The following is a 24,379-nucleotide window of genomic DNA, read 5'->3' on the forward strand; positions in this document are numbered from 1 at the left end:
GACCTGGCGGTGTGGAGCGGTCAGGCGGCGGCTTCGGGGCGCTGTTCGTAGCGGTCGACGTAGTCCTGGCCGGACAGCTCCAGGATCGAGTACATGATCTGGTCGGTGACCGCGCGCAGCATGGGCATGTTGTTGCCGACGCCCTCGTAGCGGGAGAAGTCCAGCGGCTTGCCGAACCGGATGGTGACCGGGCGGACGCGGGGCACCTTCTTGCCGACCGGCTGGAGCTGGTCGGTGCCGATCAGGCCGACCGGCACCACCGGGGCGCCGGAGGTCACCGCGAGCCGGGCGACGCCCACGCGCCCCCGGTGCAGGTTCCCGTCCTGCGAGCGGGTGCCCTCGGGGTAGATGCCGAAGGCCCTGCCCTCCGCCAGGATCTCCAGCGCGGCGTCCAGCGAGTCCCTGGCGGCCCGGCCGTTGCCGCGCTCGACCGGGACCATGCCGACGCTGGTGAAGAACCACCGGGTCAGCCAGCCCCTCGGGCCGCGGCCGGTGAAGTACTCGGCCTTGGCCAGGAAGGCCACCTGCCGGGGCACGACGAGCGGGATGACGAGGCTGTCGGCGAACGACAGGTGGTTCGGGGCGAGGATCACCGGCCCCTCGGCGGGCACGTTCTCCAGTCCCTCGATGGTGGGCCGGTACACCCAACGCACGATGGCCCCGAGCAGCCGCCTGAGAACCCAGTAGAACACCCAGCCTCCTCGACTCGTCCCCACGAGCCTAACCGCTGGCCGTCACCGGTCCGGGTGGCCTGCGTTACAGCTGTGCCCGCACCGCCATGAGCGCGAACCCGAGCAGGTTGGGCCCGCGCCACGCCTCCGGCCGGTTCGCCCGCTCGTCGTCGGCCGCCAGCCCGATGCCCCACACCCGGTCCAGCGGGCTGGCCTCGACGAGCACGCGGTCGCCGGTGCCGAGCAGGTACGCACGGAGCTCGGGGTTCTGCCCGAACTTGGCGAGGTTGCCGTCGACGACGATCCCGAACCGGTGCGCCGCCCACAGCTCCTCGTCGAACCCGCGCACCAGCCGGCCGATCTCCTTCGCCTGGGCGGGGTGCTCGGCGGCCACGATCCGCTCGGCGGCCCGCTCGTCGCCGAACAGGGCGGCCTTGCGGGCCATCATGTAGTGCTCGGCCGTCCGGTACCGCACGCCGTCCACCTCGAACGGGGCCGGCCACCACTGGCTCAGGCAACTCGGCCCCACACCGCCGGAGCGCGGCGGCTGGTGCCCCCAGAAGAAGAGGTACCTGACCCGGCCGCCGCCGCGCAGGACCTCGCCCAGCTCCTCGACGCTGCGCACGTCGACCGCTTCCACTTCCGTTCCCCCTGTCGTCAGGTCCGCTCGTCCAGCAACCAGCGGGTGTACTCGGCGGCCAGGGCCTGCGCCTTCGGTCGTCCCCGCCCCGTGGCCAGGCACCATCCGACCACGACCAACGCCCTGGCCCGCACCATGAGGTCCAGCAGCGGGTCGTCCGGGTCGGCCCCGTAGCTCCGGATCACCAGCGCCGTCTCGTCGCGGGTGAGCCCCCGTTCCCCGACACCGCTGACCCGGGCGATCGTGACCGCGCAGGCGAGGTCCCACTCCACCGGCCCCCGGAAGGAGTCCTCGAAGTCCGTCCACAGCGGACCCCGCGCCGTGACCAGCACGTTGCCGGAGTGGGCGTCGCCGTGGAGCGCCCGGGTCGGGGGAGCCAGCTCGCCGAGCCGGTCCACGACGTCCGCGTGCACCGCCCGCAGCCCGGCGAGGTCCCGGGCCGGCGCCGCCACGTCCGGCCGGTCCAACCACGCGCGCGCCTCGTCGATCAGCCCCCGCTCGGGCAGCGCGCCCCGGTAGTCCGCCAGCGCCTCGTGCAGCCGGCGCAGGGACCGCCCCAGCCCTTCCGGGTCCACTGTGGACCCGGTGTCGTGCTCCACATAGGACACGAAAACCAACTGCCGCCCGTCGCGTTCGTGGGGGCCAGCCGGCAGGAGGTCGGTCGGGGGCACCGCGTGCCGGCCGGCGAGGTGCGCGAGGAGCTCCGCCTCCCTGCGCAGCCACGCCCTGCCCCCGTCGGGGCGCACCGAGGCCGTGCGGGCCGCCACCCGCGCGACGACCGGATGCGGGCGGAGGTGGACGAGCACGTTCGCCCCGTCACGGAGCACGACCGGGTCGGTGACCCGCAGACCGTGCTCCGCCGCCACCTCGACGGCCGCCAGGACCTCCCCGCGCATCCGCCCATCCTGAAGGCGCGCCCCCGGCCCCCGCACCTCGTTTCCCCGGAGACGGACCCGGGCCGGCAGCTGGCGGGATACCGTTTCCGACGTGGTTGTGCAGGACCGGGAGTCGTCGTTCTCCCCACTCCCCTGGATGCACGAGTCCAGGCTTCCGCAGGAGCACCCGCTGCACCGCCCCCGGCACGGCGGGCGACAGCTCACCGCGTTGGTGTGCGCCCTCGTGTTCTTCGCCGCGCCCACCCTGGGGTGGGTCTTCGGCGCGCGACCCGCCGAGATCGAGAACCGCCCGCTGGCCCCGTTCCCCAGCCTCGGCGACGGCTGGGGCTTCTTCACGAACATGAGCCAGTGGGCGACGGACCACCTGACGTTCCGGGAGGGCGCGGTGAGCGCCGCCGACGGCGTCAGCCGGGGGCTCTTCGGGGAGCCGGCTCCCCTGGGGCAGGGGAAGAACCCGCAGGGGCCTGTCGGGCCGGCCGCTCCCGACCAGGAACCCGCCACCGACCAGAGCAGCGGGTTCCGGAAGGTGTTGGAGGGCCGCGGCGGCTGGCTGTACTTCGGCTACGACATCGAGGGCAAGTGCGTGCCGGCACGGCCGCTCGACGCCACCATCGCGCAGCTGAACAAGCTCCGCTCGGTCGTGGAGGCGACGGGCCGCCGGTTCGTGCTGGTCGTGGAGCCGGACAAGTCGACCATGGTGCCCGAGCACCTGCCGTCCCACTACGCGGGCAAGGACTGCTCAACGCAGGCCCGGGAGGAGTTCTGGCGGCGGATGCCGGCGGAGGCGGGCGCCGTCGACCTGCGGCCCGCCCTGCGGAAGGCGGCCGAGGCGGCCGGCCGGCCGATCTACCCGAAGCTCGACACCCACTGGGACGGCGAGGGCGGCGTCGTGATGGCCAGGGCGGTGGCCGAGGCGGCCCGGCCGGGCGTCACCGAGCGCTGGACGACCGAGCGGCGCGGCGAGGCCCGCTCGGACGCGGACCTGCCACCCCTGATGGGCCGTGGCAAGGCGGAGAAGACCACCCAGCTCTACGCGCTCCGGCCGGACGGCGAGCACGACCGGGCCCGGCCGGTGGACACCGACTTCCGCAAGCCGGTGCGCGTGACCTCCGAGCAGGGGCCGGGGGTGGTGCCGGAGCGGACGATCCTGCTCGGCGACTCGTTCAGCATCATCACCTCCCGCTACCTCGCCGCCGGGTTCGCCGACCTCACCCTGATGAACTACGTCGACTTCGCCCAGAAGATAGACGCGCACGCCTCCCTGCTGGCGGACCGGCAGGTCGTCGTCTTCTCGATGGTCGAGCGGAACCTGGTGGCGGGGCGGTCCCCGTTGACCGAGGACCGGGTGGTCGAGCGGATCGGGCAGGTGTTGCGGGCCAACCCGATCCGCTGACCCCGATCCGCTGACTCAGGTGCGGGGGCGACGCGCGCGGGCGGCGGCGATGCCGCGGCAGACCAGGTAGATCAGGAACGAGATGCCGGTGACGAAGGCGCTCACCGGCACGCCGGGCGCCAGGGAGAGCAGGATGCCGCCGACCGCCGCGACCTCCGCGAACACCACGGCGAGCACGGTGGCCAGCGCGGGGTTCGCGGTCACCCGCACGGCCGCCGCTCCCGGCGTGACCATCAGCGCGAGGACCAGCAGCGCGCCCACGGTCTGCACGCCGAGGGCGGTCGCCACGCCGACGAGCACGGCGAACAGCGGCGAGAGGAACCGCGTCGGCACACCCCTGGCCACGGCCACGGCCGGGTCGACGCTGGAGAACAGCAGCGGCCGGTAGATGACCGCCAGCACCACCAGCACCACGAGCGCGGAGCCGGCGAGCAGCGCCAGGTCGGTGCTGTCCACGCCGACGATCTGGCCCACGAGCAGGCTGAACTTGTTCGCCGCCCGGCCGGGGTAGAGCCACAGCAGCAGCACGCCGAGGCCGAGGCCGGAGGACAGGACGACGCCGATCACCGAGTCGCGCTCGCCGTCCCGCTGGCCGAGCAGCCCGAGCAGCAACGCCGCGACCACCGCGCCGGCGAGGGCGCCGGCGCCCACGCTCCAGCCGAGCAGCAGGGCGGCGGCGCCGCCGGTGAAGGCCAGCTCCGCGGTGCCGTGCACGGCGAAGGACATCTGCCGCGCCACGACCAGGGGCGCCAGCGCGCCGGAGACCAGGCCGAGCACGGCCGCGGCGAGCAGCGCGTGCTGGACGAAGTCGTAGCCGAGCAGGTCGAGCGTGGTGGAGAGGTCGAGGAACCGGCTCACGGGGTCTCCTCCACGTGGTGCTGGCCGCCGCCGTTCTCCGCGCCGGCCACGACGACCCGGTCGCCGACCCGGACCACCTGGACGGGCGTGCCGTACAGCTCGGACAGCGTCGCCGAGGTCATCACCTCGTCCGGCGGGCCGATCCGGAACCGCCCGTTGACCAGGTACAGCACCCGGTCCACCAGCGGCAGCACCGGGTTGATCTCGTGGGTCACGAACAGCACGGCGGTGCCGTGCTCCCGCGCCCGGCGGGCCACCAGCTCGCTGACCATCCGCTGGTGGGCGAGGTCGAGCGAGAGCAGCGGCTCGTCGCACAGGAGCACGTCGGGGTCGGCGACCAGCGCCTGGGCCACCCGGAGCCGCTGCTGCTCGCCGCCGGAGAGCAGGCCGACGGGCCGGTCGGCGTAGCGCGTGGCGCCCACGGCCGCCAGGGCCGCGTCGACCCGCCGCCGCCGCTCGGCGCGGCCCCGCAGGCCGAGCCCCCAGTGGTGGCCGTCCCAGCCGAGGCCGACCAGGTCCCGGCCGCGCACGGCGAGGGTGGGGTCCACGGCGCGCTGCTGGGGCACGTAGCCGATCCGCCGGCTGCCCCGGTGCGCGGCCTCGCCACCGATCTCCACCGTGCCCGAGCTGAGCGGTCGGAGCCCGAGCAGCACCCGCATCAGGCTGGTCTTGCCGGAGCCGTTCGGGCCGAGCACGGCCAGGAACTCACCGGGGGCGACGTCGAGGTCCAGCCCGTCCCACAGCACCCGGGGGCCGTAGGCGAGGCGGGCCGAGCGCAGCCGCACGAGCGGGCGCCCGTCCCGGGTCTCCGTGCTCACCGCCGCAGCGCCTTGGCCAGGTTCGCCACCTGCTCGTCCATCCACGCAAGATAGTCCTTGCCCTGCGGCAGGGTCTCGGTCATCTCCACGACCGGGAGCTTGGCGGCCTGGGCCTTCTCCCGCACCTGCCTGGTCACCGGCGACTCGGTCTGCGGGTTGTGCACCAGCGCCCGGAGCTGGCCGCCGGCCAGGAGCTGCTCCACCTCGGCGACGGCCGCGGCCGGCGGGTCGTTGCCCTCCTCGACGGCCCGGACGAAGGCGCTCGGGGAGACGTCGGTGAGCTTGGCCTGCGCCAGCAGGTAGTGGGCGATGGGCTCGGTGGCCAGCACCTTGGCGCCCTGGTTCGCCGCGGCGATCTCGTCGACCTTGCCGTCGAGCGCCTTCAGCCGGTCCTTGAACTGCTGGGCGTTGCGGGCGAACTGGTCCTTCCGGTCCGCCTTGAGCTCGCCGAGCTGCTTGGCGACCTCGTCGGCCACGTGGCCCACCGCGTGCAGGTCGTACCAGACGTGCTCGTTCACGCCGTGGTCGTGGCTGTGGCCCTCGTGGCCGTGCCCGTGGTCGTGGTCGCCGGCCTTCTCGGCTGTCGCGGGGGCGCCGCTGGACGTGGGTGTCGCGGGGGCGCCGTGCCCGTGGTCGGCGGCCTTGACCGCCTCGACCCGGCGCCGGTCGCCACCGGCCGAGGACAGGATCTTCTCGACGAACCGGTCGTAGCCGCCGCCGTTGAACACCACCAGCCGCGCCTTGCTGACCTCGGCGGCGTCGGCCGGCGTGCTCTCGTAGGAGTGCGGGTCGGTCGCCGGGTCGCTGACGATCGGCTTCACCTCGACCGCGTCCCCGCCGACGGCCTGCACGACGCTGCCCCACACGTTGGTGGAGGCGACCACCCGGACCCGGTCCCCGTCGGAGGCCGCCGAGCCGGCGCCACCGCACGCGGAGAGCGCGAGCGCGGTGGCGGCGAGGCCGGCCACCAGGCCAGCGGCACGCGGAAAGCGCACAGTCATCGGCATTACTCCTCGTGGGGGACGGGCACCAGCCCGTAATGGAAACCGTTGTCGAGTTCAGCTTAGCAAGCCGGGCGGGTCGACCGCTGTGGTTCAGACAACAGCGGCCCCCGTCACCAGGACGGGGGCCGCTGCGGGTCGGGGCGGGACCGGGTCAGGCGGTGAGCCGGAGGCCGGTGCCCGGGTGGAACAGGTGCACCTCGTCGGCGTCGCGCACGGTGACCTCCACCTGCTGGCCGAGCGCGGGCGGAGTACGGCCGTCCACCCGGACGATGAACCGCTCGGACTGCTCGCCGATCCGCACGCTGCCGTAGACGTACGCGTCCGCGCCGAGCTCCTCGACCAGCTCGACGGTCATCGTCATGCCGGCCTCGTCGGCGGCGGCCAGCCGCAGCGACTCCGGCCGGATGCCGAAGGTGACCTCGGACAGGCCCTCGGCGGCCGCGCCGTCCAGCGCGCTGCGGGACAGCGGCACCACCAGGCCGTCGAGCCGGGCGCCCTCGGGGGTCAGCGGCACCGTCTTGAGGTTCATCGCCGGCGAGCCGATGAACGAGGCCACGAACGCGTTCGCCGGCCGGTCGTAGAGCTCGCGCGGCGAGGCGCACTGCTGCAGGATGCCGTCCTTGAGCACCGCGACCCGGTGCCCCATCGTCATGGCCTCGACCTGGTCGTGGGTGACGTAGATCGTGGTGGTGCCCAGCCGCTGCTGCAGCGCGGCGATGTTGGCCCTGGTCTCGACCCGCAGCTTCGCGTCCAGGTTGGACAGCGGCTCGTCCATCAGGAAGACGCTGGGCTCGCGCACGATCGCCCGGCCCATGGCCACCCGCTGCCGCTGGCCGCCGGACAGCGCCTTGGGCTTGCGGTCCAGGTACCGGGTCAGGTCGAGCATCCTGGCGGCCTCGGCCACCTTCTCCCGGATCTCGGCCTTGGGCACGCCGCGCAGCTTCAGCGCGAAGCCCATGTTCTCCGCCACGGTCATGTGCGGGTACAGCGCGTAGGACTGGAACACCATCGCGATGTCCCTGCCCTTGGGCGGCGTGTTGGTGACGTCCTTGCCGCCGATGGTGATCGCGCCCTCGTCCACGTCCTCCAGCCCCGCGAGCATCCGCAGCGCCGTGGACTTGCCGGAGCCGGACGGGCCGACCAGGACCAGGAACTCCCCGTCGGCGACGGACAGCTCCAGGTTGTCCACGGCCCGCACGGGCGGCGTGCCGGGGAACACCCGGGAGGCGTTGACGTAGGCGACCTCGGCCATGTGACGTCCCTTTCACTGTGATCCTGGTCTAGACAACCTAGCCGGTGCGGGCGGCGGAGGTAAGTCCGCGCGGGTCACGGTGTGGACATCGCCAACCACGCGCCACCGCCTGGTGACCCCGTGTCGTCAGCCTTTCACCGCACCGCCGGTCAGCCCGCCGACCAGGAACCGCTGCACCAGGTAGAACACGACCACGGCGGGCAGCGCGACCAGGACCGAGGCCGCCGCGAGGTGGCCCCACTCCGCGCGGTTCTGCTGCACGAAGACCTGGAGGCCGACCGAGAGCGTCTTGGAGTCGTCGGCGACGGAGAGGAAGGCCGACGCGAACGCGACCTCGCCCCAGGCCGTGAGGAACGAGTAGAACGCGGTCACCGCGAGGCCGGGCCTGGCCAGCGGGAGCACCAGCCGCCAGAACACGCCGAACGGCGACAGGCCGTCGACCCGGCCGGCCTCGTCGATGTCCGTGGGCACGGCGTCGAAGTGCTCCCTGAGCATCAGGGTGCAGAAGGGCACGGTCGTGGTGCAGTAGACCAGCACCAGGCCCAGCGGCTGGCCGAGGAGTCCCAGCGCCAGCAGGATGTTGTGGAGGGGCACGATCAGCACCGCGAACGGGAACATCTGCGTCACGAGGAAGGTGAGCATCAGGCCGCGTCGACCGGGGAACCGGAACCGGCTGACCGCGTAGCCGGTCGTCGCCGAGACGAAGACGCCGACCAGCGTGCTCAACCCGGCGATGGTGACGGAGTTCCCGAACCAGGCGAGGAAGTCGCCCCTGGCTCCGGAGAGCACGTCGACGTAGTTGTCCACAGTGGATTCATCGAGCAGTCTCGGGGTCGGGCTCACCGCCCTGGTGTCCGGCTTGAACGACGTGACGAGCACCCAGAGGATCGGGAACACCGCGACGGCCGACGCGGTCACGAGCGCGCCGTGCAGGCCGATGCTGGCCAGGCGGGACCGTTGCCCTCGGCGCGCGGCCGTCGGCGCGGCGCGGGTCTCCCCGCGTGCGGACCGGAGCGCGGCGGCGTCGACGCTCATCGTCACCAGACCTCCCCCTGCCGGCGCGTCGCGCGGCGGTAGATCGTCACGAACACCAGCAACAGCGAGAGGATCAGGGCCCCGTAGGTCGACGCGACGGCGTAGTCCCTCGTGCCGCCGGAGAAGAACCGCTCGAACGCGTAGGTCACCAGGATGCGCGTGTGCGGGTTCTGGCCCGTGGTCAGGAAGATGACGTGGAACAGGTTGAACGTCCAGATGACGCCGAGCAGGACCAGCGTGCTGGACACCGACCGCAGACCGGGCAGCGTGACGTCGCGGAACCGCTGCCACGCCGTGGCCCCGTCCATCTCGGCGGCCTCGTAGAGCTCGCCAGGAATGGACTGCAGCCCGCCCAACAGGGTCACCATCATGAACGGCACGCCCAGCCAGATGTTGATGACCATGACGGAGAGCAGCGCCAGGTCGGACTGGCCCAGCCAGACCGGCGTGGGCAGGCCGAGCCCGTCCAGCGCCTGGTTGACGACCCCGAACTGCGAGTTGAACAGGTACCGCCAGGCGAAGACGCTGATGAACGGCGGCACCGCCCACGGCAGGATGAGCAGCACCCGGTACAGCCCCCGGAACCGCATCGGGCGGTTGAGCAGCAGCGCCAGCCCCAAACCGAGGCAGTAGTGGGCGAGGACGCAGCCGGAGGTCCAGATCAACGTGCGGGCGAGGGTGGACCAGAACGCCCCGTAGGACTCGCCCCGGGTGAGCACCTTGACGTAGTTGTCCAGGCCGACGAACTCGTAGCTGGCCCGGCGTTCCAGCGCCGGGTTGGCGATGTTCGCCTCGTTGATGTCGGTGAAGGTGAAGTAGAGGCCCTGCGCCAGCGGCAGCAGCACGAGGACGCCGACCACGACCACGACCGGCAGCGCCATCGCGTAGGCGTACCAGTGTCTCGCCAAGAACGTTCGCATGTCGTTCCTCCCCCTCGGGCGACGCGCCGGCTCGGGAGCCGACGCCGGTCCCTCGTCCGGCCCGTCGGTCAGCCCTGGTCGTAGTTCGGGACGATCTGCTCCTTGTAGGCCCTGGCGACGTTGTCGGCTGCGGCCCTGGCGTCCTTCTTGCCGGCCAGCAGGTCGGCGTAGGAGACGCTCAGCGGGTCGAAGAGCTGGCCGCCCTCCGGGATCCACGGTCGCGCGTGCGCCTGGCGCAGCACGGGGACGAAGGCGGAGACCGTCGGTTGGGCGTGCACGTCGGCGTTGTCGTAGGCCGACCTCCGGGTCGGCAGCAGCCCGAGCTCCCTGGCCACGGTCACCTGCGACTCAGTGCCGCTCATGCACTGGACGAACCGCACGGCCGCGTCCCTGGCCTTCGAGCCCTGCCGGACGACGTAGTTGTGGCCCCCCACCGGGGAACTGCCCGCCCCCGCGGTCGGGCCGGGCACGGGCGCGATGCCGAGGTTGCCGGGGTCGGCCCGGAAGGCGTCGCCCCGGAGGTAGTCCGGGACCGCCCACGAGCCGTTGATCACCATGGCGGTCTCGCCGGAGGTGAAGGCGGCCTGCATGTTGGCGTAGGAGTTGGTGCGGTCCAACGCGGTCGTGGCGGCGCCGGCTTCGATCAGCTCCTTGGCGGTGCGCAGGCCCCGCACCGCCTTCTCGCCGTTCACCGTGATCTTCCTGGCCCGGGTGTCCAGCAGGTCGCCGCCCTCGCCGTAGACGAACGGCAGCGAGTAGTAGCCGTCGTTGTTGAGGAACAGCGCCTTGGCGCCGCCCAGCTTCGGGGCGATCGCCCTGACCTCGTCCCAGGTCCTGGGCGGCTCCACGCCGGCGTCGGCGAGCTTCTTCCTGTTGTAGAACAACGCGAGCGCGTCGGAGACCTGGGGGACCGCGTACGTCCTGCCGTCGTGCCTGGTCGACTCCGCCGCGACCTGGAGGTGCTCGCCGGCGTCACCGGCCAGGTCGGTGCCGGAGAGGTCGGCGATGAGCCCGTTCCTGGCCAGCTCGGCCACCCACGCCACCTCGGCGCGGAACACGTCCGGGCCCCGGCCGGCCTGGGCGGCGTTCTTGTAGTTGTTCCTGGCCTGGTCGAACGCGACCTGCTCGACGGCCACCTGGTACCCGCCGGCGCTCGCGCACCGCTCCGCCAACCTCCGGAACACCGGGTGCTCGTTGGGGCCGCTGGTGTCCCAGTAGACGACCCGGCCGGGGTTCCCGTCGGCGGAGGAGCCGCACGAGGTGAGCACCAGGGCGCCGGCGATACCGGCCGCTATGGCAGCGGTGAGGGCTGTCCGTCGCATCGTCGCAGTCGTTCCCTCCCGGGCGACGGGCGCCCCACTGTGTTGCAAGGTTTTGCAAATCAGTTGGCGGGGATTTCATACCTGTCCGCCGTGGTGGGTCAAGACCCACACTGGTAACCAACCGATAACATCGCGGACATGATGGGTGATGGTCATCGCCACACCGGTCATGACTTTGCAAACTCTTGCGGCCGACTGGCACGCTGCGCGGGAAGATGGCGGGGCGAGGAGGAGGTCCCGCCTCGGGAGGGAGGAACGGCGTGGCCGGACTGGCCGAGATCGCCAGGGCCGCGGGGGTCAGCGTGTCGACGGTGAGCCGCGTGCTCAACCGCCGGGCCGGTGTGAACGACGAGACCCGGCAGCGGGTCCTCACCGTGCTCGCCGAGATGCCCTACACCCCCCGCGGGCTCGGCGCCCTGCAGCGCACCGGGGTGATCGGGCTGCTGGTGCCCGAGCTGTCCAACCCGGTCTTCCCCGCCTTCGCCGAGGCGCTGGAGACCAGGGCCTCCCGACTCGGGTACGCCTCGCTGCTGTGCAACACCCGGTCGGCGAGCATGCGCGAGGAGGAGTACGTGCGCATGCTCCTGGCCAGGGGGGTCGAGGGGATGGTCTTCGTCTCTCCGGAGATCGCCAACACCGGCGGCGAGGACGTGCACGGCTACTACGCCAAACTGCTCTCCGACGGTGTGCGGATGGTCTTCGTCAACGGCGGAGCGCCGGCGTTGGACGTCCCGGACATCGCGGTGGACGAGCAGCTCGCGGGCTACCTGGCCACCCGCCACCTCATCGAGCTGGGGCACACGCGCGTCGGCTTCGTCTCCGGTCCCGCGCGCTCGCTGCCCTCGCGGCTCAAGCGGGCCGGCTGGGCCGCCGCCCTGGAGGAGGCGGGGGTGCGGGTCGACCCGGCGTGGGTCGCGCACGCGCCGTTCGGGGCGGAGGGCGGCGCCGAGGCGGCGGCCCGCCTGCTCGACGCGCCGCGGGCCCGGCCCACCGCCGTGATCTGCTCCTCCGACCACATGGCGCTCGGCGTGCTCAGGGAGGCGCACCGGCGGGGCGTCTCGGTGCCGCGCGACCTGTCCGTGGTGGGGTTCGACGACATCCCCGTGGCGTCGTACTGCGCGCCGGCGTTGACGACGCTCGCCCAGCCGATCGACGAGATGGCGCGGGCGGCCCTGGACGAGTTGTCGCTGCGGCTCGACCCGGACGGCCGGGACGCGCCGACCGGCAACTACAGCCGGGTCTTCCGGCCCCGGCTGGTCGTCAGGGAGTCCACCGCGCCGCCGTCCTGACCCGGGGTCGCCGTCGGCCCGCTCCCGGCGCGCGGCTCGTCGCACACTCCGCGCGCGTGGGTGAGCGCGCGTACGTGATGCCGGTGAGCAACTCGGATGCGCAAATTGGACTGGACCACAGTTCTGTCAGAGGCGACGCGCTGACCAGCGAGAACGACTGTTCTGGGGGACGAAAATCACCTGGGCTTCACGTATTGGTTCTGAAACGTTACGGTCCATCCATGGCGCGGTCTACGAACGCGAGGCGCCCGGCCACCCTGGCTTCGCTGGCCGCGGAGCTCGGCGTCTCCCGGACAACGGTGTCCAACGCGTACAACCGCCCCGACCAGCTCTCCCCTGAGCTGAGGCGTCGGGTGCTGGAGACGGCACGCCGGCTCGGCTATCCCGGGCCGGACCCCGTCGCGCGCTCGTTGCGCACGCGGAAGGCGGGCGCGGTGGGGCTGCTGCTCACCGAGAACCTGTCCTACGCCTTCCGGGACCCGGCCGCCGTCGGCTTCCTGGAGGGACTGGCCCTGGCCTGCGAGGACGCCGGCCAGGGGCTGCTGCTCGTGCCGGCGAGCCCGGAGCGGGAGGACGTCGCCGCGGTGCACCGCGCCGGCGTGGACGGGTTCGTCGTCTACTCGGTGCCCGACGACGACCCGCACCTGGCCGCCGTGCTGGAGCGCCCGGTGCCGACGGTCGTGTGCGACCAGCCCGAGATCGAGAACGTGGACGGCGTCGGGATCGACGACCGGGCGGCCACCACCGCGCTGGCCCGGCACCTGATCGAGCTGGGCCACCGCCGGATCGGGGTGGTCTGCATGCGGCTGGGTCGGGACCGCAACGACGACTTCGTCCCGCTGGACCGGCAGCGCAGCGCGCACTTCCACGTCCAGCGCACGCGGCTGACCGCGCTCGCCGACGCGTTCGCGACCGTCGGCGTGGACTGGGCGACGGTGCCCGTGGTGGAGCGGTTCGACCACACCACCGCCTCCGGCGAGTCCGCGGCGGCGCAGGTGCTCGACCGCGACCCGGAGATCACCGCGCTGATCTGCACCTCGGACATCCTGGCCCTCGGGGCGATGGCGGAGGCCGGCCGGCGGGGGCTGCGCGTGCCGCAGGACCTCACGGTCACCGGGTTCGACGGCATCCCGGAGGCCGAGCGCGTCGGCCTCACGACGGTCCGGCAGCCGGTGCTGGAGAAGGGGCGGGCGGCCGGTCGGCTGCTGCTGGACAGCGCCGAGCACGGCCGGCCCCGCCGGGTCACCCTCGACACCGAGCTGATCGTCGGCCGGACCTCGGGACAGCCGCGCGCGGCGGCGCAGATCTGGTACGGCCCCTGACCTCACTCCCACCGCGTCCCGTGGGCGCACACCTCCGCGCCTGGCGGAAGGCGTGCGCCCACGGTCCTATCCGGGCTCGGTCGTGTCCTGGCGCGGCCGGCCTTGCGGTTCACCCGGGATTTCGCACGCCGTGCGCAGAAAACGTCACCGGTGGTGTGCGAAAACGCAGGGTGTGGTGTCGGATTCGCTGGACACGCGCGCAGAAGTCCTTGCTTGGCGGACGGGAGCCGGCCTGCTCCCTACCGTCCCTCCCATGGCGACGAACATCGAGTACTCCGACGAAACGCACTTCAACGGCGGTCTCTGCACCGTGCAGGTCCGCGGCCGTGGCGACTCGGCCGAACCCCGGCTGGACATCGAGGTGTTCACGGCGGACACGGAGGGCGAGCTGACCGGGGAGGGGCACCTGCTCCTGCCGGTCGGCGCGCTCGCCGCCGCGGGTCAGCTCATCCAACGCGTGTTGGCCGGCCTCGCCCAGCTGCACGGCGCGGGTGCCGGACGCGGCCGGTTCCGCGCGTCCCGTCCCGGCAACTCCTTCCAACCCTGGACAGCGGAACTCGACGAGGAACTGCGTGCCGCGTGGCTGTCCGAACCGACCGCCAGCCCGGCGGCCGAGGTGACCGGCCGGCTGGCCGAGCGGATGGGGCGCTCGCGGAACGCGATCCGGTCCCGACTGGCGCGCGTCGGGTGCGACCCGGACCTGCCGGGGCGGGAGCTGGCGGCGGACGCCGCCCCTGACGGCCCACCGGAACACCCGGAGGACCGACGCCCGCGGCGGGAACGCCCACGGCACGGCACGTCGCTGCCCCCGTGACCCGCTGACGAGGTGGGCGGAGAAGTCCGGTGAGCCCCGGAACGAGCGGAGGGGCTCGTCGCGCGGTCGGCACGACGAGCCCCTCCGGAACCCAGCCCGTGCGGAGGCCCGAGATCAGGCGGTGGCCTCCAGCAGTTGGGCACACCGGATCAGACCCAGGTGGGAGTACGCCTGCGGGTGGTTGCCCAGCGACCGCTCGGCGATCGGGTCGTACTCCTCCGGCAACAGGCCGGTGGGGCCGGCCGCGTCGACGAGCTGCTGGAACAGCTCCTCGGCCTCGGTCCGCCGGCCGGTGAGGAGGTACGCCTCGATCATCCACGCCGCGCACAGGTGGAAGCCGCCCTCGTCACCGGGCAGGCCGTCGTCCCGCCGGTAGCGGTAGACGGTCGAACCGCTGCGCAGCTCGGCCTCGATCGCGGTCACGGTCGCCTGGAACCGCTCGTCGGTCGGGTCGATCAGCCGGGTCAGGCCGACGTGCAGCGAGGCGGCGTCCAGGTCGGTGCCGTCGTAGGCGGTGGTGAACGACTGCACCTCGTCGTTCCAGCCGTTCTTCAGCACGTCGGCGGCGATCGCGTCGCGCAGCTCCGGCCAGCTCGGGTCGAGCGGCCGGCCGTAGGTCTCGGCGAGCCGCACCGCGCGGTCCAGGGTCACCCAGCACATGACCTTGGAGTAGACGTGGTGCCGGGGGGCGTGCCGCTCCTCCCAGATGCCGTGGTCCGGCTCGTGCCAGCGCCGGGCCACCGCCTCGGCCATGGCGCGCACCAGGCCCCAGTCGTCGTCGGTGAGCTTGCCCCTGGCCTCGGTCAGCCGGACGACCAGCTCGACCACCGGGCCGAACACGTCCAGCTGCACCTGCTGGTTGGCCAGGTTGCCCACGCGCACCGGCCGCGAGCCGGCGTAGCCGGGCAGCGTGTCGATCACGGCCTCCGGGCCGAGGTTGGTGCCGTGGATCGTGTACAGCGGGTGCAGCCGCTCCGGGCCGGGCAGGGTGGCCAGCACCCGGTGCACCCAGTCCAGGAACGCCTCGGCCTCGCCCAGCGAGCCCAGCGACACCAGGGTCTGCGCGGTGAGCGCGGCGTCGCGCAGCCAGCAGTACCGGTAGTCCCAGTTCCGGACGCCGCCGATCTCCTCGGGCAACGAGGTGGTGGCGGCGGCCAGGATCGCGCCGGTGTCGACGTGGCACAGGCCGCGCAGGGTCAGCGCGGAGCGGGCGACCAGGTCCCGCTCGACGTCGGGCAGGCGCAGCCCGGCCAGCCACTCCGACCAGTAGGCGCCACTGCGCCGGCGACGCTCCTCCTCCGTCACGTGGGACGGGCTGAGGTCGTCGCTGCCGCACCGCAGTTCCAGGACCACGGGAGCGTCCGGGGTGGGCCGGACGACGGCTCTGGCGCTCTCGTGCATGCCATCGGAGGTGATCTGCCATTCGACCCCCGGCGCGCGCAGCACCATCGGCTCCGAGGTCCCCACCACGCGCAGCCCGTCCGCCTCGGCGAGCAGCCGCACGGGCACCTGGCCGAACTCCGGCCGGGGCGCGAACTCGACCACGGCCGAGGTGCTGCCCGAGACCACCCGCACCAGGTCGGTGCGGTGCGGCGCGGCGTAGTGGTCCAGGTAGTCGGTGACCAGCAGCCGCGACCACCGCGTCTCCACGGTCATCGTGCCCGGCAGGTACCGCTGGCCCAACGGCAGGCCGTTGCGCTCCGGCTTCACCCAGAAGTGGCCGGCGCCGGCGCCGCCGAGCAGGTCGGCGAACACCGCGGCCGAGTCCGGCTCCGGGTGGCACATCCAGGTGACCTTGGCGTCCGGCGTGAGCAGCGCGACCGAGCGCTCGTTGGCCAGCATGGTCAGCCGCTCGATCGGCGGCGCCTGCTCGCCGTACAGCCAGGTGCGGCGCTCCTCCAGCAGGAAGGCGAGCACGCAGGCGACGTCGACGGTGTCGTCGATGCGGTAGCCGGCCAGCGTCTCACCGGGGCCGACCTTCAGACCCAGGTCCGGGCCGTGCAGCCGGGCGAACGCCTTCTCGTCGGTGACGTCGTCGCCGAGGAAGATCGCGGCGGTGGCGCCGACCTGGTGCCGCAGCACGTCGAGCGCGTGGCCCTTGTCGGTCTGGACCACGGCCAGCTCGACCACGGCCTTGCCCTCGGTGACCTGGACACCGTCCCAGGTGCACGGGCCGCGGCGCACCTCGGCGAGCACGCGCTCGGCCACCTCGGCCGGGGCGCGTCGCACGTGCACGGCCAGGCTCGCGGGCTTGACCTCCAGCGACACGCCCTCGGCGTCGGCGATGACCTGCTCCAGCTCGGTCTGCAGCCGGCGGTGCAGGTCGCGCGCGGCGTGGTCGAGCGCGTGCACGAAGCCCACGTCGAACTCCGAGCCGTGGCTGCCGACGAGGTGGACCTCCGCCGGCAGTCGGGACAGGGTCGCCAGGTCGCGCAGCGCTCGGCCGGAGATCACGGCGGCGGTCGTGGCCGGCAGCCCGGCCAGCGAGCGCAGCGCGTTCACTGACTCCGGCAGCGGCCGGGCGCGTTCCGGGTCTTCCACGATCGGCGCGAGCGTTCCGTCGTAGTCGCAGGCGACGAGCAGCCGCGGCGTTCGCGCCAGTTGCACGATCGCCCGGCGCAGCTCGGCGGGGAGGGCCTCGGCGGTCAACGCCTCTCTCCTCACGGCGTCGGGGTGTGGTGGGCGGTACCTACTCAGTGTGCGGCTGCGAGCCCAGAGCTTCGAGGAACGACCGTGCCCAGCGGTCGACGTCGTGGGTCAGAACCTGGCGGCGCAGCGCGCGCATCCTACGGCGACCCTCGGCCGGGTCGACGGTGAGGGCGGCGTGCAGCGCGTTCTTGACCCCGTCCAGGTCGTGCGGGTTCACCAGGAAAGCGCTGGTCAGTTCGGCGGCCGCGCCGGCGAACTCGCTGAGCACGAGCGCTCCGCCGAGGTCGTACCGGCAGGCGACGTACTCCTTGCAGACCAGGTTCATACCATCCCGGACCGGGGTCACCACCATCACGTCCGCCGCTGTGTAGAAGGCGACGAGCTCCTCGCGGTTCACCGACGTGTGCAGGTAGTGCACCGGAGGGCGGCCGACGCGGCTGAACTCGCCGTTGATCCGGCCGACCTCGCGCTCGATGTCCTCCCGCATCTGCCGGTAGTGCTCGACCCGCTCCCGGCTGGGCGTGGCGAGCTGCACCATCACCACGTCGTCCGGGTCGACCCGGCCGTCCTCCAGCAGCTCCCGCAGGGCGAACAGCCGGACGTCGATGCCCTTGGTGTAGTCCAGCCGGTCGACCCCGAGCAGGATCTTCCTCGGGTTGCCCAGCTCGGCCCGGATCTCCCTGGCCCGCTGCTGGATGTCCCTGCGCCGGGCCAGCGCGTCCAGCCCGGCCGAGTCGATCGAGATGGGGAAGGCGCCCACCCGCACCACCCGGTCGCCGAAGGGCACCACGCCCGGCTTGGTGCGCACCCCGACCGCGGCCCGGCTGGGCTCCAACCCCGCCAGGCGTCGGGACAGCCAGAGGAAGTTCTGCGCCCCGCCGGGCCGGTGGAACCCGACCAGGTCGGCGCCGAGCAGGCCGCGGATGATCTCGGTGCGCCACGGCAGCTGCATGAACAGCTCGATCGGGGGAAACGGGATGTGCAGGAAGAACCCGATCCGCAGGTCCGGCCGCCGCTCGCGCAACATCGCCGGCACGAGCTGGAGCTGGTAGTCCTGCACCCACACGGTCGCGCCGGGCGCGGCCACCTCGGCGGCGGCCTCGGCGAACCGCTGGTTGACCCGGACGTAGGCGTTCCACCAGCTCCGGTGGAACGCCGGGGGCACCACGACGTCGTGGTAGAGCGGCCACAGGGTCCCGTTGGAGAAACCCTCGTAGTAGTCCCGCATCTCGGTCGCGCTCAGCCGCACGGGGTGGAGCCGCAACCCCTCCTCGGTGAACGGCGACACGTCGGCGTCGGCGACTCCCGGCCAGCCCACCCACGCTCCGCTGCGGGCGCGCAGGAACGGTTCGAGCGCGCTGACCAGTCCGCCGGGACTGCGTCGCCAGCGCTCGGTGCCGTCATCCAGGCGTTCGAGGTCGACGGGAAGGCGGTTGGCCACGACGACGAAGTCCGCGCGTTGTACCCCTTCACCGTTGGTCACGTAGTGCGCCTCCTCGGGAACGCGGTCGGTCGCGGCGGCGACCCTGCTCCTGGCGGGTCCCACCGGGCGCGAGCGCCCGCCGAGCGCGTCGCCGGTCGTGGCGCGGAGGGGCCGCGCCAGGCCGGAACGCGCCCCGGGCGACCACCCGGGCACGCGGTGCGGACCGCGTCGTCGCAAGATCCGCGGGACCCGGCACAGAGGTTATCCGGGTTGCCCCCCGGTCGCGTGTTGGCGTCGGACCGATCACACTCGAACGGCCGCGTCGGTACCCACCGGCTGTGCCGAACGGCCGGGTGCCGCCGTCACTCCAGGGGACGCCTCGCCGGGCGCAACGGGCCGGACAGCCGCGGCCCGGCCAGGCGGCGCTCCAGCCGGCCGAGCCCGGTGCGCACCGGCTGGGCCAGGTACTCGCCGAGCACGACGCCCGCGGCCAGCGCCAGCGCGATGCCCAGCGCGACCAGCAGGGTGGACAGGCCGGCGCCGGCGTCGTTGCCCACCACGAGCTGGGACAGGCCGCGGTAGGTGGTCAGACCGGGCAGCAGCGGCGTGATCCCGGAGACGGCGACCACCAGCGGCGGCACCCGCAGCCGGCGGGCGACCAGCCCGCCGCAGAAGCCGACCAGGGTGGCGGCGGCAGCGGAGGCGATCACCACGTCCGCGCCGAGCACCGTCAGCGCGCCGTAGGTGGCCAGACCGGCCGCCCCCGCCGCGCCCGCGACGAGCAGGGCGCGCGGCGTGGCGTAGCTGGCCAGCGCGAAGCACGCCGAGGTCGCCGCGCCGGCCGCCACCATCAGCGGCAGGTCGGAGGGCATGGCCGGCAGCGGGTCGGTGATGGAGACCCGCGCGCCCAGCGCCACCCCGGCGCGCAGGGCCAGCACCACGCCGGTGACCAGGCCGGCGGACATCAGGGTCAGCTCCATGGCCCGGCCGGCGGCGGTCACGTTGAAGCCGGTGATCGCGTCCTGGACCGCGCCGACCAGCGACAGCCCGGACAGCAGCACCACGATGCCGGCCGCGACCACCAGCGACGGCCGCACGTGGGCGGGCAGCAGCCCGGTGGCGTGCAGCCCGAGCGCGATGCCCGTCGCGAGCGCGCCGCCGACGGCCTGCTGGAAGAAGAACGGCAGGGCGCGGCGGTTGAGGATCCGGCCGACCCGGTCGATGAGGGCGGTGACCGCGGCGGCGATCAGGGCCAGCACCGGGCCCCCGCCCAGCAGGGCCGCGACGCCGGCGGCCATCCCGGCCCACGCGGTGGTGGCGACCCACCTCGGGTAGGGGTGGGCCGCGGTGGTGAGCCGGTCGAGCTCGACGTGTGCCTCGGCCGCGGTCACGTGCCCGGCGGTGATCTGCCGGACCAGCCGTTCGACGCTGGCGAGGCGGGTGTAGTCGTGGCTGCGCGACCGGACCACGCGGACGCTGGTGACCGGCGCGGCCTCGGTGCCGCGGTGGCAGCAGACGGTGATGGACGTGAAGATCACGTCGACCTCGCAGCGCGGCAGCCCGTAGGCGTTGGTGACGGCGAGCATCGTGGCCGTCACGTCGGCCGCGCCCGCGCCGCTGGCGAGCTGGACCTCCCCGATGCGCAGGGCGAGGTCGAGCACGGAGTGCACGGTGGTGTCGTCGGGGAGCCGGGGGCCGTACACGGCCTGCCCGGTCGGCGCGGCGGCGACCCTCGCGTGGTGCGCGGCGGCTCGCCACCACAACGCGTTGCGGGCCCGCTGTGCCAGCCGCACGGCGGTCACCTCCCAGGTCGAAGCACGGTTGCGTCCCGGGAGGGATCGGCCGGTCCGGCCCGGCCGTTGCAGTACCAGGCCGTGGCCTGCGCCACGTCGCTCATCCGGACGAACCGAGTACGCGAAGTAGTCGAATCGGTTCCGATGTGTGATTGGCGTCGGCAGGCGTGCGCGACGCTTACGATGTGCGCGGCGAGGCGCCGCGCGCGTCCAGCCGGCGTAGCTCAACTGGCAGAGCACCCGCCTTGTAAGCGGGCGGTTACGGGTTCGAGTCCCGTCGCCGGCTCCACGGTACTGACCAGCCGGAACGGGTGGGGTTCGGTGCGAACCGGGCCCCGCCCGCCGGGGTCGGGCTCCGAGTGGCGGAGCGCGGAGCGGAGCGCGGCGCGGGTGTCGCGGCGGCCGCCGCTCCGCCGGTCGGCCCAGCGGCGCTGACGCGTTCCTGTCCGAACCCCTTCGCCGAGCGAACGGTCGGCGAAGCCCGTACCACTTCCCGCACCAAGATCGACAAAAATCACCCGTTCGTGGAGCCAGTTGTCCACAGGCGTCGGAGTTGTCCCCAGCCCCGCTGTGACCCCTGGGATCGTGGGCGGTGCCTGGATAGGCTGGAGCAGGGCTCGCCCCCCAGGGCGGGTGGGGGCTGTCCTCGTGGGGTGGGAGGGCGGCGCCGAGTGGGCCGTGAGGTCGCGCGGCCCCGGCTCCCTGGCCGCCGAAGCGCCATCTGCCCCGCAGGGGCCAGGAATGTGGCCCGAAGTGCGGCGGTCGTCCGGTTGATGTCCCGCGACGTCGCCGTCACCAAGGCGGTCCTGTCGTCGAGCCGGGTCCTGGGTCGTCCCGATGTCGTTGAACGTGAACAAAGCTAGAGTCTCACATCGATGTGAAGGTCGACGTCGTGTGCTGGAGGGCACCATGCGCATCGGTGAGCTCGCTCGGCGGACGGGCGTGAGCGAACGCCTCCTGCGGTACTACGAGGAGCAGGGCCTGCTGCGGCCCGAGCGGAGGAGCAGCGGGTACCGGCAGTACCGGGAGAGCGACGTCGTTGTCGTGCGGCGCATCCGCACCCTGTTGGCGGCGGGGCTGTCGACGGCGACCATCGCACGCGTGCTGCCCTGCATGTGCGACGTGAACGACCGGCTCATCCCCTGTTCGGACCTGGTGCAGGAGCTGCGTGCCGAGCGGGCTCGGATGGACCGGCAGATCGACGACCTCGTCCGGTCGCGCGGCCTGCTGGACGAGGTGATCGGGGCGGCTCCGCTGTCCGAGGGCGCCGCGGGGACCAAGGTGTCGGCCGCCGGGTAGTTGTCCGCTTTACCCCGGATGGTGCTGCGCCGAACGGGTGAAAACGAAACGAAACCACGCCGTAATGTTGTGACCATGGCCTCATTGGGTGAAGCTCGTCACCCCGATCGGCGGTCGCCGCCCCCGGCGAAGGGGTGAGTGACGGGCCACGCCGCCGCGGACGCAGAAGGCAGCGGAGGCAAGGAGGAACGGCATGGTGGAGTCGGGCGCCCGGGGCAGGACCCGGTGGGGTCGGTTCGCGATGGCGCTGGCCGCCGGTGGTCTCGGTGTCGGCGTGCTGATGTTCGGCATGTCCAGCGGCGCGCTGGCCGCCTCGTTCACCGTCGCTGGCACCAGTTTCAAGGCGTCGGCCGACGGGCTGGAGGGCACCGGTTTCGTCCAGTACGGCAGCGTGGACCGCAGCGCCGACAAGGCGCACCCGGTGGCGGTCAACGGGATGCGCACCGCGAAGCTCGACAACTTCTGCCAGTCGATGGTCGTCCCCGGCCTGCCCGGGGTCGGCGAGGTCACGGTGAAGATCACGGCTGGCGGCGAGGGCGGCATGACCGCGGAGAACCTCGTGATCAACCTGGAGGAGCTCAACGCCGACCTCACCCTGGGCAACGCGCAGATCGGCGTGGACGCCGGCCAGCTCAGCAAGGGCCCGGAGGGCGCGGTGGGCACCGCCGGCACCCTGGGCCTGCAGGCCGACACCATCCGGCTCGGCGCCCTGCGGCAGACGGCGTGGAGCACGACCGCGTCCACCCTGCGGTTCAAGGGCATGAAGCTCGACGTGTTCTCCGGCCGCAACGAGTGCTTCTGATGGTCGGGCGCGACCGGAAACGGCGGGGGGCGGCCGGCTGGGCCGCCTTCCGCCGGTGGCGGCGGGGGCGCCCGTTCGGGGCGGGCCTGCTCGTGGGCCTGGGCGGGGTGGTGGTGCTGGCGCCGCCCTACGCGACCTTCCGGTTCGGCGACGTGATGATCGCGATCAACACCATCGGGGGCGTGTCCTCGCTGCTGATCGGGGTCCTGCTGCTCGTCGCCGCGGGCTCGCTCTGGCTGCGGCCCCAGTTCCGGCTCGCCGCCGGCCTGGCCGCGATGGTGTTGTCGCTGGTCGCGGTGGTCGCCGCGAACCTCGGCGGCTTCCTGGTCGGCACCCTGCTCGGCGTGCTCGGCGCGGCCCTGGCGCTCGCGTGGACGGACGCGCCGAGAGGGGCGAGGTCGGCTCGGTCGACGCCGTCGGCCGAGCCCCGAACGACCCCGGTGGCCGCGCTGGAGGCCGGCGGCTCCACTCCGGGCGCGCCGTCGGCGTCCGTCACGCCGACGGTCGAGGAAGCACTCGCCGCGACGGTGGTCAGGACCGCCGAGCAGTCGGCCTCGCCTCCCGCGCGACCCACGCCCTACCCCCGGCACGCCCGTCGGGACCAGCGCGTTCCGCCGGCGCTCCTGCTGGTCGGCGTGGTGTCCGCCGCCACCGCGCTCCTGCTCGCCGGCGGCGCCCCGGCCACCCCCGCGACCGCGGAGGCGCTGCCCTGGCCGCCCTGGCCGACGAAGACGCGCAGCACCGCTCCCACCCCCGCGCCGACCGCCAGCGTCTCGCCCACGGCGACGAGCGGCGGCCGAGGCACGTCCACGGCGTCCACGGCGACCGCGGTGCCGCCCCCGCCGGGATCGCCGACGACTCCGCCGGCTCCGACGCCCCCGGGAAGCGCGACCGGCACGAGCGCGCCGACGCCGTCCTCGACTCCGAGCCAGCCACCGGCCGACCAGCCGCCGCTGGAGCCCAGGGGCCGGGCGTGGACCCTGCGCTCCGCGAAGCTGGTCCTGCGCTCCCTGCGGTACGAGGGCGTGACGGAGGTGCCGGTCAACGGGGCCAACACCAAGGTCATGAAGTTCACCACGAGCGGCATCGAGATCGCCGACCTCGTGCAGACCGGCGACTTCGGCTCCGGCCGCCGGGTCGTGGTCTCCGCCGCGCCGGGCAGCGTGTCCACGATCCGCCCCGGCCCGATCACGCTCTACACCGAGCGCCTGGTCGGCACCGCCCACCTGCCGTTGCTCGGCCCGACCCCGATGGACGTCAGCGGCGAGAACCCGGGCGCGACGCAGCTCCTCGGGGTCGTGCCGCTCGACATGACGTTCACCGACGTCACGGCGCTCAACGCGCTGCTCGCCGGAGGCACCCTGCACATCCCCGGCGCCAGGGTCGCCGTGCGCTAGCCGGGCGGGGAACCCGTACGGGAGCCCGCACGGAAGCCGCACCGTCTGTCCTCTGTGGACGATTCGTGCCGACGGGCGGCTCCCGCGCGCGAACCCGCCTACTTCCCTTCCAGCGACAGGCGCATGCCGCTGAGGATCAGGTTCAGGCCGTGCTCGAACCGGTCGTCGGCGGTGTCCGTCCCGAAGGCGTCCTCGACGGACTGGAAGAGCAGGGGATGGCGCTGGCGGTCGAACTGCGTCCGCAGCAGGTCGGGTGAGTACTGCTCGTTGTGCTCGCCCGGAGCCGGTGTCACCGCCTGTTCCTCGATCGTGAAGCCGACCACGTAGGCGTAGACGGTGGCGGCGTCGCGCGTGGCGTCCCTGAGCGAGAAGCCGGCCTCGGTCAGGGCGCGCAACATCATCTCGGTGGAGGTGAAGAGGGTCTCCTCCCGCAGGTAGGTGCCCGCGCACATCCGGGCCCCGTCCCGGTGGGAGAGCAGGACCCGGCGCAGGTTCCTGGCGAACTCGGCCATCCACTCCCACCAGGGCTGGCCCGGGCGGGGGGGTTGGACGTCGCCGAAGGCCCCGGCCAGCAGGAGCGAGGCCATGTGGTCCAGCAGCTCCTGCTTGTTCCGGACGTGCCAGTAGAGGGCGGGTGGCCGCACGCCCAGCTCGTCGGCGATCAGGCGGAGGGTCAGTCCCTCCAGCCCGACCTCGTTGACGAGCTTGAGCGCCGCCCGCACCACCGTCTCCCGCCGCAGTCCCATGCCGGCTCCGTCCGTTCTCCCCGCTCGGAAAGGTCT

At 73.2% G+C, this 24,379-nt stretch carries 21 protein-coding genes and 1 tRNA gene; 8 read left to right on the forward strand and 14 right to left on the reverse strand.

The genetic code is table 11. The features are described 5' to 3' along the window. Positions 1 to 20: 20 nt before the first annotated feature. The 3 genes from BUE43_RS04900 to BUE43_RS04910 all read right to left on the reverse strand — a co-directional run bounded on the left by BUE43_RS04900 (position 21) and on the right by BUE43_RS04910 (position 2,207). On the reverse strand, positions 21 to 692 hold the full coding sequence (locus BUE43_RS04900; RefSeq protein WP_073480023.1) for a lysophospholipid acyltransferase family protein: 672 nt from the start codon (positions 690 to 692) through the stop codon (positions 21 to 23). 64 nt (positions 693 to 756) lie between these two features. Beyond that, a complete protein-coding gene (locus tag BUE43_RS04905; protein WP_073480024.1) occupies positions 757 to 1,311 on the reverse strand; it encodes an NADAR family protein in 555 nt (184 codons plus the stop codon). A gap of 17 nt (positions 1,312 to 1,328) precedes the next feature. After that, on the reverse strand, positions 1,329 to 2,207 hold the full coding sequence (locus BUE43_RS04910) for a phosphotransferase enzyme family protein (RefSeq protein WP_073480025.1): 879 nt from the start codon (positions 2,205 to 2,207) through the stop codon (positions 1,329 to 1,331). 91 nt (positions 2,208 to 2,298) lie between these two features. Here BUE43_RS04910 and BUE43_RS04915 point away from each other — a divergent pair, with 91 nt between their 5' ends. Further along, positions 2,299 to 3,600, forward strand: a complete 1,302-nt coding sequence (locus tag BUE43_RS04915; protein ID WP_234995535.1) for an alginate O-acetyltransferase AlgX-related protein — start codon at positions 2,299 to 2,301, stop codon at positions 3,598 to 3,600. A gap of 15 nt (positions 3,601 to 3,615) precedes the next feature. Here the strand turns inward: BUE43_RS04915 and BUE43_RS04920 are convergent, their stop codons facing one another. From BUE43_RS04920 to BUE43_RS04950, 7 genes are all read right to left on the reverse strand, one after another. Then, positions 3,616 to 4,458, reverse strand: a complete 843-nt coding sequence (locus BUE43_RS04920) for a metal ABC transporter permease (RefSeq protein WP_073480026.1) — start codon at positions 4,456 to 4,458, stop codon at positions 3,616 to 3,618. Next, positions 4,455 to 5,276 carry a metal ABC transporter ATP-binding protein gene (locus BUE43_RS04925; RefSeq protein ID WP_073480027.1) on the reverse strand — a complete coding sequence of 274 codons (822 nt, stop codon included), beginning with the start codon at positions 5,274 to 5,276 and terminating at the stop codon, positions 4,455 to 4,457. Before BUE43_RS04925 ends, BUE43_RS04920 begins: the two co-directional genes overlap by 4 nt. Continuing rightward, positions 5,273 to 6,277 (reverse strand): metal ABC transporter solute-binding protein, Zn/Mn family, encoded by a 1,005-nt coding sequence (locus tag BUE43_RS04930; protein WP_083959306.1) that lies wholly within the window; start codon positions 6,275 to 6,277, stop codon positions 5,273 to 5,275. The genes BUE43_RS04925 and BUE43_RS04930 overlap by 4 nt, the downstream gene beginning before the upstream one ends. A gap of 154 nt (positions 6,278 to 6,431) precedes the next feature. Then, a complete protein-coding gene (locus BUE43_RS04935) occupies positions 6,432 to 7,532 on the reverse strand; it encodes an ABC transporter ATP-binding protein (RefSeq protein ID WP_073480029.1) in 1,101 nt (366 codons plus the stop codon). 126 nt (positions 7,533 to 7,658) lie between these two features. Then, on the reverse strand, positions 7,659 to 8,567 hold the full coding sequence (locus BUE43_RS04940; protein ID WP_073480030.1) for a sugar ABC transporter permease: 909 nt from the start codon (positions 8,565 to 8,567) through the stop codon (positions 7,659 to 7,661). Between the two features lie 2 nt (positions 8,568 to 8,569). Continuing rightward, complete coding sequence (locus BUE43_RS04945; RefSeq protein ID WP_073480031.1) at positions 8,570 to 9,487, reverse strand: carbohydrate ABC transporter permease; 918 nt, start codon at positions 9,485 to 9,487, stop codon at positions 8,570 to 8,572. Positions 9,488 to 9,555: 68 nt separating this feature from the next. After that, positions 9,556 to 10,809, reverse strand: a complete 1,254-nt coding sequence (locus BUE43_RS04950) for an extracellular solute-binding protein (protein ID WP_073480032.1) — start codon at positions 10,807 to 10,809, stop codon at positions 9,556 to 9,558. Positions 10,810 to 11,069: 260 nt separating this feature from the next. Between BUE43_RS04950 and BUE43_RS04955 the strand changes: the two genes are divergently transcribed. From BUE43_RS04955 to BUE43_RS04965, 3 genes are all read left to right on the forward strand, one after another. Continuing rightward, positions 11,070 to 12,098, forward strand: coding sequence for a LacI family DNA-binding transcriptional regulator (locus BUE43_RS04955; RefSeq protein WP_083959307.1), 1,029 nt, complete (start codon positions 11,070 to 11,072; stop codon positions 12,096 to 12,098). Between the two features lie 221 nt (positions 12,099 to 12,319). After that, a complete protein-coding gene (locus BUE43_RS04960) occupies positions 12,320 to 13,420 on the forward strand; it encodes a LacI family DNA-binding transcriptional regulator (protein WP_073480034.1) in 1,101 nt (366 codons plus the stop codon). A 253-nt stretch (positions 13,421 to 13,673) separates the two neighbouring features. Continuing rightward, positions 13,674 to 14,234: a hypothetical protein gene (locus tag BUE43_RS04965; RefSeq protein WP_073480035.1), complete on the forward strand. Its 561-nt coding sequence runs from the start codon at positions 13,674 to 13,676 to the stop codon at positions 14,232 to 14,234. A gap of 114 nt (positions 14,235 to 14,348) precedes the next feature. Here the strand turns inward: BUE43_RS04965 and otsB are convergent, their stop codons facing one another. From otsB to BUE43_RS04980, 3 genes are all read right to left on the reverse strand, one after another. After that, entirely contained in the window at positions 14,349 to 16,883 is a 2,535-nt protein-coding gene (gene otsB, locus BUE43_RS04970) for a trehalose-phosphatase (protein WP_073480036.1), read from the reverse strand. Positions 16,884 to 16,923: 40 nt separating this feature from the next. Further along, on the reverse strand, positions 16,924 to 18,366 hold the full coding sequence (locus BUE43_RS04975; protein ID WP_073480304.1) for an alpha,alpha-trehalose-phosphate synthase (UDP-forming): 1,443 nt from the start codon (positions 18,364 to 18,366) through the stop codon (positions 16,924 to 16,926). Between the two features lie 302 nt (positions 18,367 to 18,668). Further along, positions 18,669 to 20,099 (reverse strand): threonine/serine exporter family protein, encoded by a 1,431-nt coding sequence (locus tag BUE43_RS04980; protein ID WP_159447685.1) that lies wholly within the window; start codon positions 20,097 to 20,099, stop codon positions 18,669 to 18,671. Between the two features lie 213 nt (positions 20,100 to 20,312). Between BUE43_RS04980 and BUE43_RS04985 the strand changes: the two genes are divergently transcribed. The 4 genes from BUE43_RS04985 (at position 20,313) to BUE43_RS05000 (ending at position 23,597) form a co-directional block, all read left to right on the forward strand. After that, positions 20,313 to 20,388: transfer RNA gene (locus BUE43_RS04985), tRNA-Thr, on the forward strand. A 605-nt stretch (positions 20,389 to 20,993) separates the two neighbouring features. After that, on the forward strand, positions 20,994 to 21,398 hold the full coding sequence (locus BUE43_RS04990; RefSeq protein ID WP_407697077.1) for a MerR family transcriptional regulator: 405 nt from the start codon (positions 20,994 to 20,996) through the stop codon (positions 21,396 to 21,398). 193 nt (positions 21,399 to 21,591) lie between these two features. Continuing rightward, entirely contained in the window at positions 21,592 to 22,200 is a 609-nt protein-coding gene (locus BUE43_RS04995) for a DUF6230 family protein (RefSeq protein WP_073480038.1), read from the forward strand. Further along, complete coding sequence (locus BUE43_RS05000; RefSeq protein WP_073480039.1) at positions 22,200 to 23,597, forward strand: DUF6114 domain-containing protein; 1,398 nt, start codon at positions 22,200 to 22,202, stop codon at positions 23,595 to 23,597. Before BUE43_RS04995 ends, BUE43_RS05000 begins: the two co-directional genes overlap by 1 nt. 98 nt (positions 23,598 to 23,695) lie before the next feature. Here the strand turns inward: BUE43_RS05000 and BUE43_RS05005 are convergent, their stop codons facing one another. Next, positions 23,696 to 24,343, reverse strand: a complete 648-nt coding sequence (locus BUE43_RS05005) for a TetR/AcrR family transcriptional regulator C-terminal domain-containing protein (protein ID WP_073480040.1) — start codon at positions 24,341 to 24,343, stop codon at positions 23,696 to 23,698. Positions 24,344 to 24,379 lie beyond the last annotated feature (36 nt).

Source organism: Streptoalloteichus hindustanus (assembly GCF_900129375.1).
Classification (GTDB): Bacteria; Actinomycetota; Actinomycetes; order Mycobacteriales; family Pseudonocardiaceae; genus Streptoalloteichus; species Streptoalloteichus hindustanus.

Excerpts from the sequence above, each read along its gene's own strand:
- BUE43_RS04995 (WP_073480038.1), top strand. The coding sequence starts at position 21,592 with ATGGTGGAGTCGGGCGCCCGGGGCAGGACCCGGTGGGGTCGGTTCGCG.
- BUE43_RS05005 (WP_073480040.1), bottom strand. The coding sequence starts at position 24,343 with ATGGGACTGCGGCGGGAGACGGTGGTGCGGGCGGCGCTCAAGCTCGTC.
- BUE43_RS04935 (WP_073480029.1), bottom strand. The coding sequence starts at position 7,532 with ATGGCCGAGGTCGCCTACGTCAACGCCTCCCGGGTGTTCCCCGGCACG.
- BUE43_RS04965 (WP_073480035.1), top strand. The coding sequence starts at position 13,674 with ATGGCGACGAACATCGAGTACTCCGACGAAACGCACTTCAACGGCGGT.
- BUE43_RS04950 (WP_073480032.1), bottom strand. The coding sequence starts at position 10,809 with ATGCGACGGACAGCCCTCACCGCTGCCATAGCGGCCGGTATCGCCGGC.
- BUE43_RS04910 (WP_073480025.1), bottom strand. The coding sequence starts at position 2,207 with ATGCGCGGGGAGGTCCTGGCGGCCGTCGAGGTGGCGGCGGAGCACGGT.
- BUE43_RS04945 (WP_073480031.1), bottom strand. The coding sequence starts at position 9,487 with ATGCGAACGTTCTTGGCGAGACACTGGTACGCCTACGCGATGGCGCTG.
- BUE43_RS04960 (WP_073480034.1), top strand. The coding sequence starts at position 12,320 with ATGGCGCGGTCTACGAACGCGAGGCGCCCGGCCACCCTGGCTTCGCTG.
- BUE43_RS05000 (WP_073480039.1), top strand. The coding sequence starts at position 22,200 with ATGGTCGGGCGCGACCGGAAACGGCGGGGGGCGGCCGGCTGGGCCGCC.
- BUE43_RS04940 (WP_073480030.1), bottom strand. The coding sequence starts at position 8,567 with ATGAGCGTCGACGCCGCCGCGCTCCGGTCCGCACGCGGGGAGACCCGC.
- BUE43_RS04930 (WP_083959306.1), bottom strand. The coding sequence starts at position 6,277 with ATGACTGTGCGCTTTCCGCGTGCCGCTGGCCTGGTGGCCGGCCTCGCC.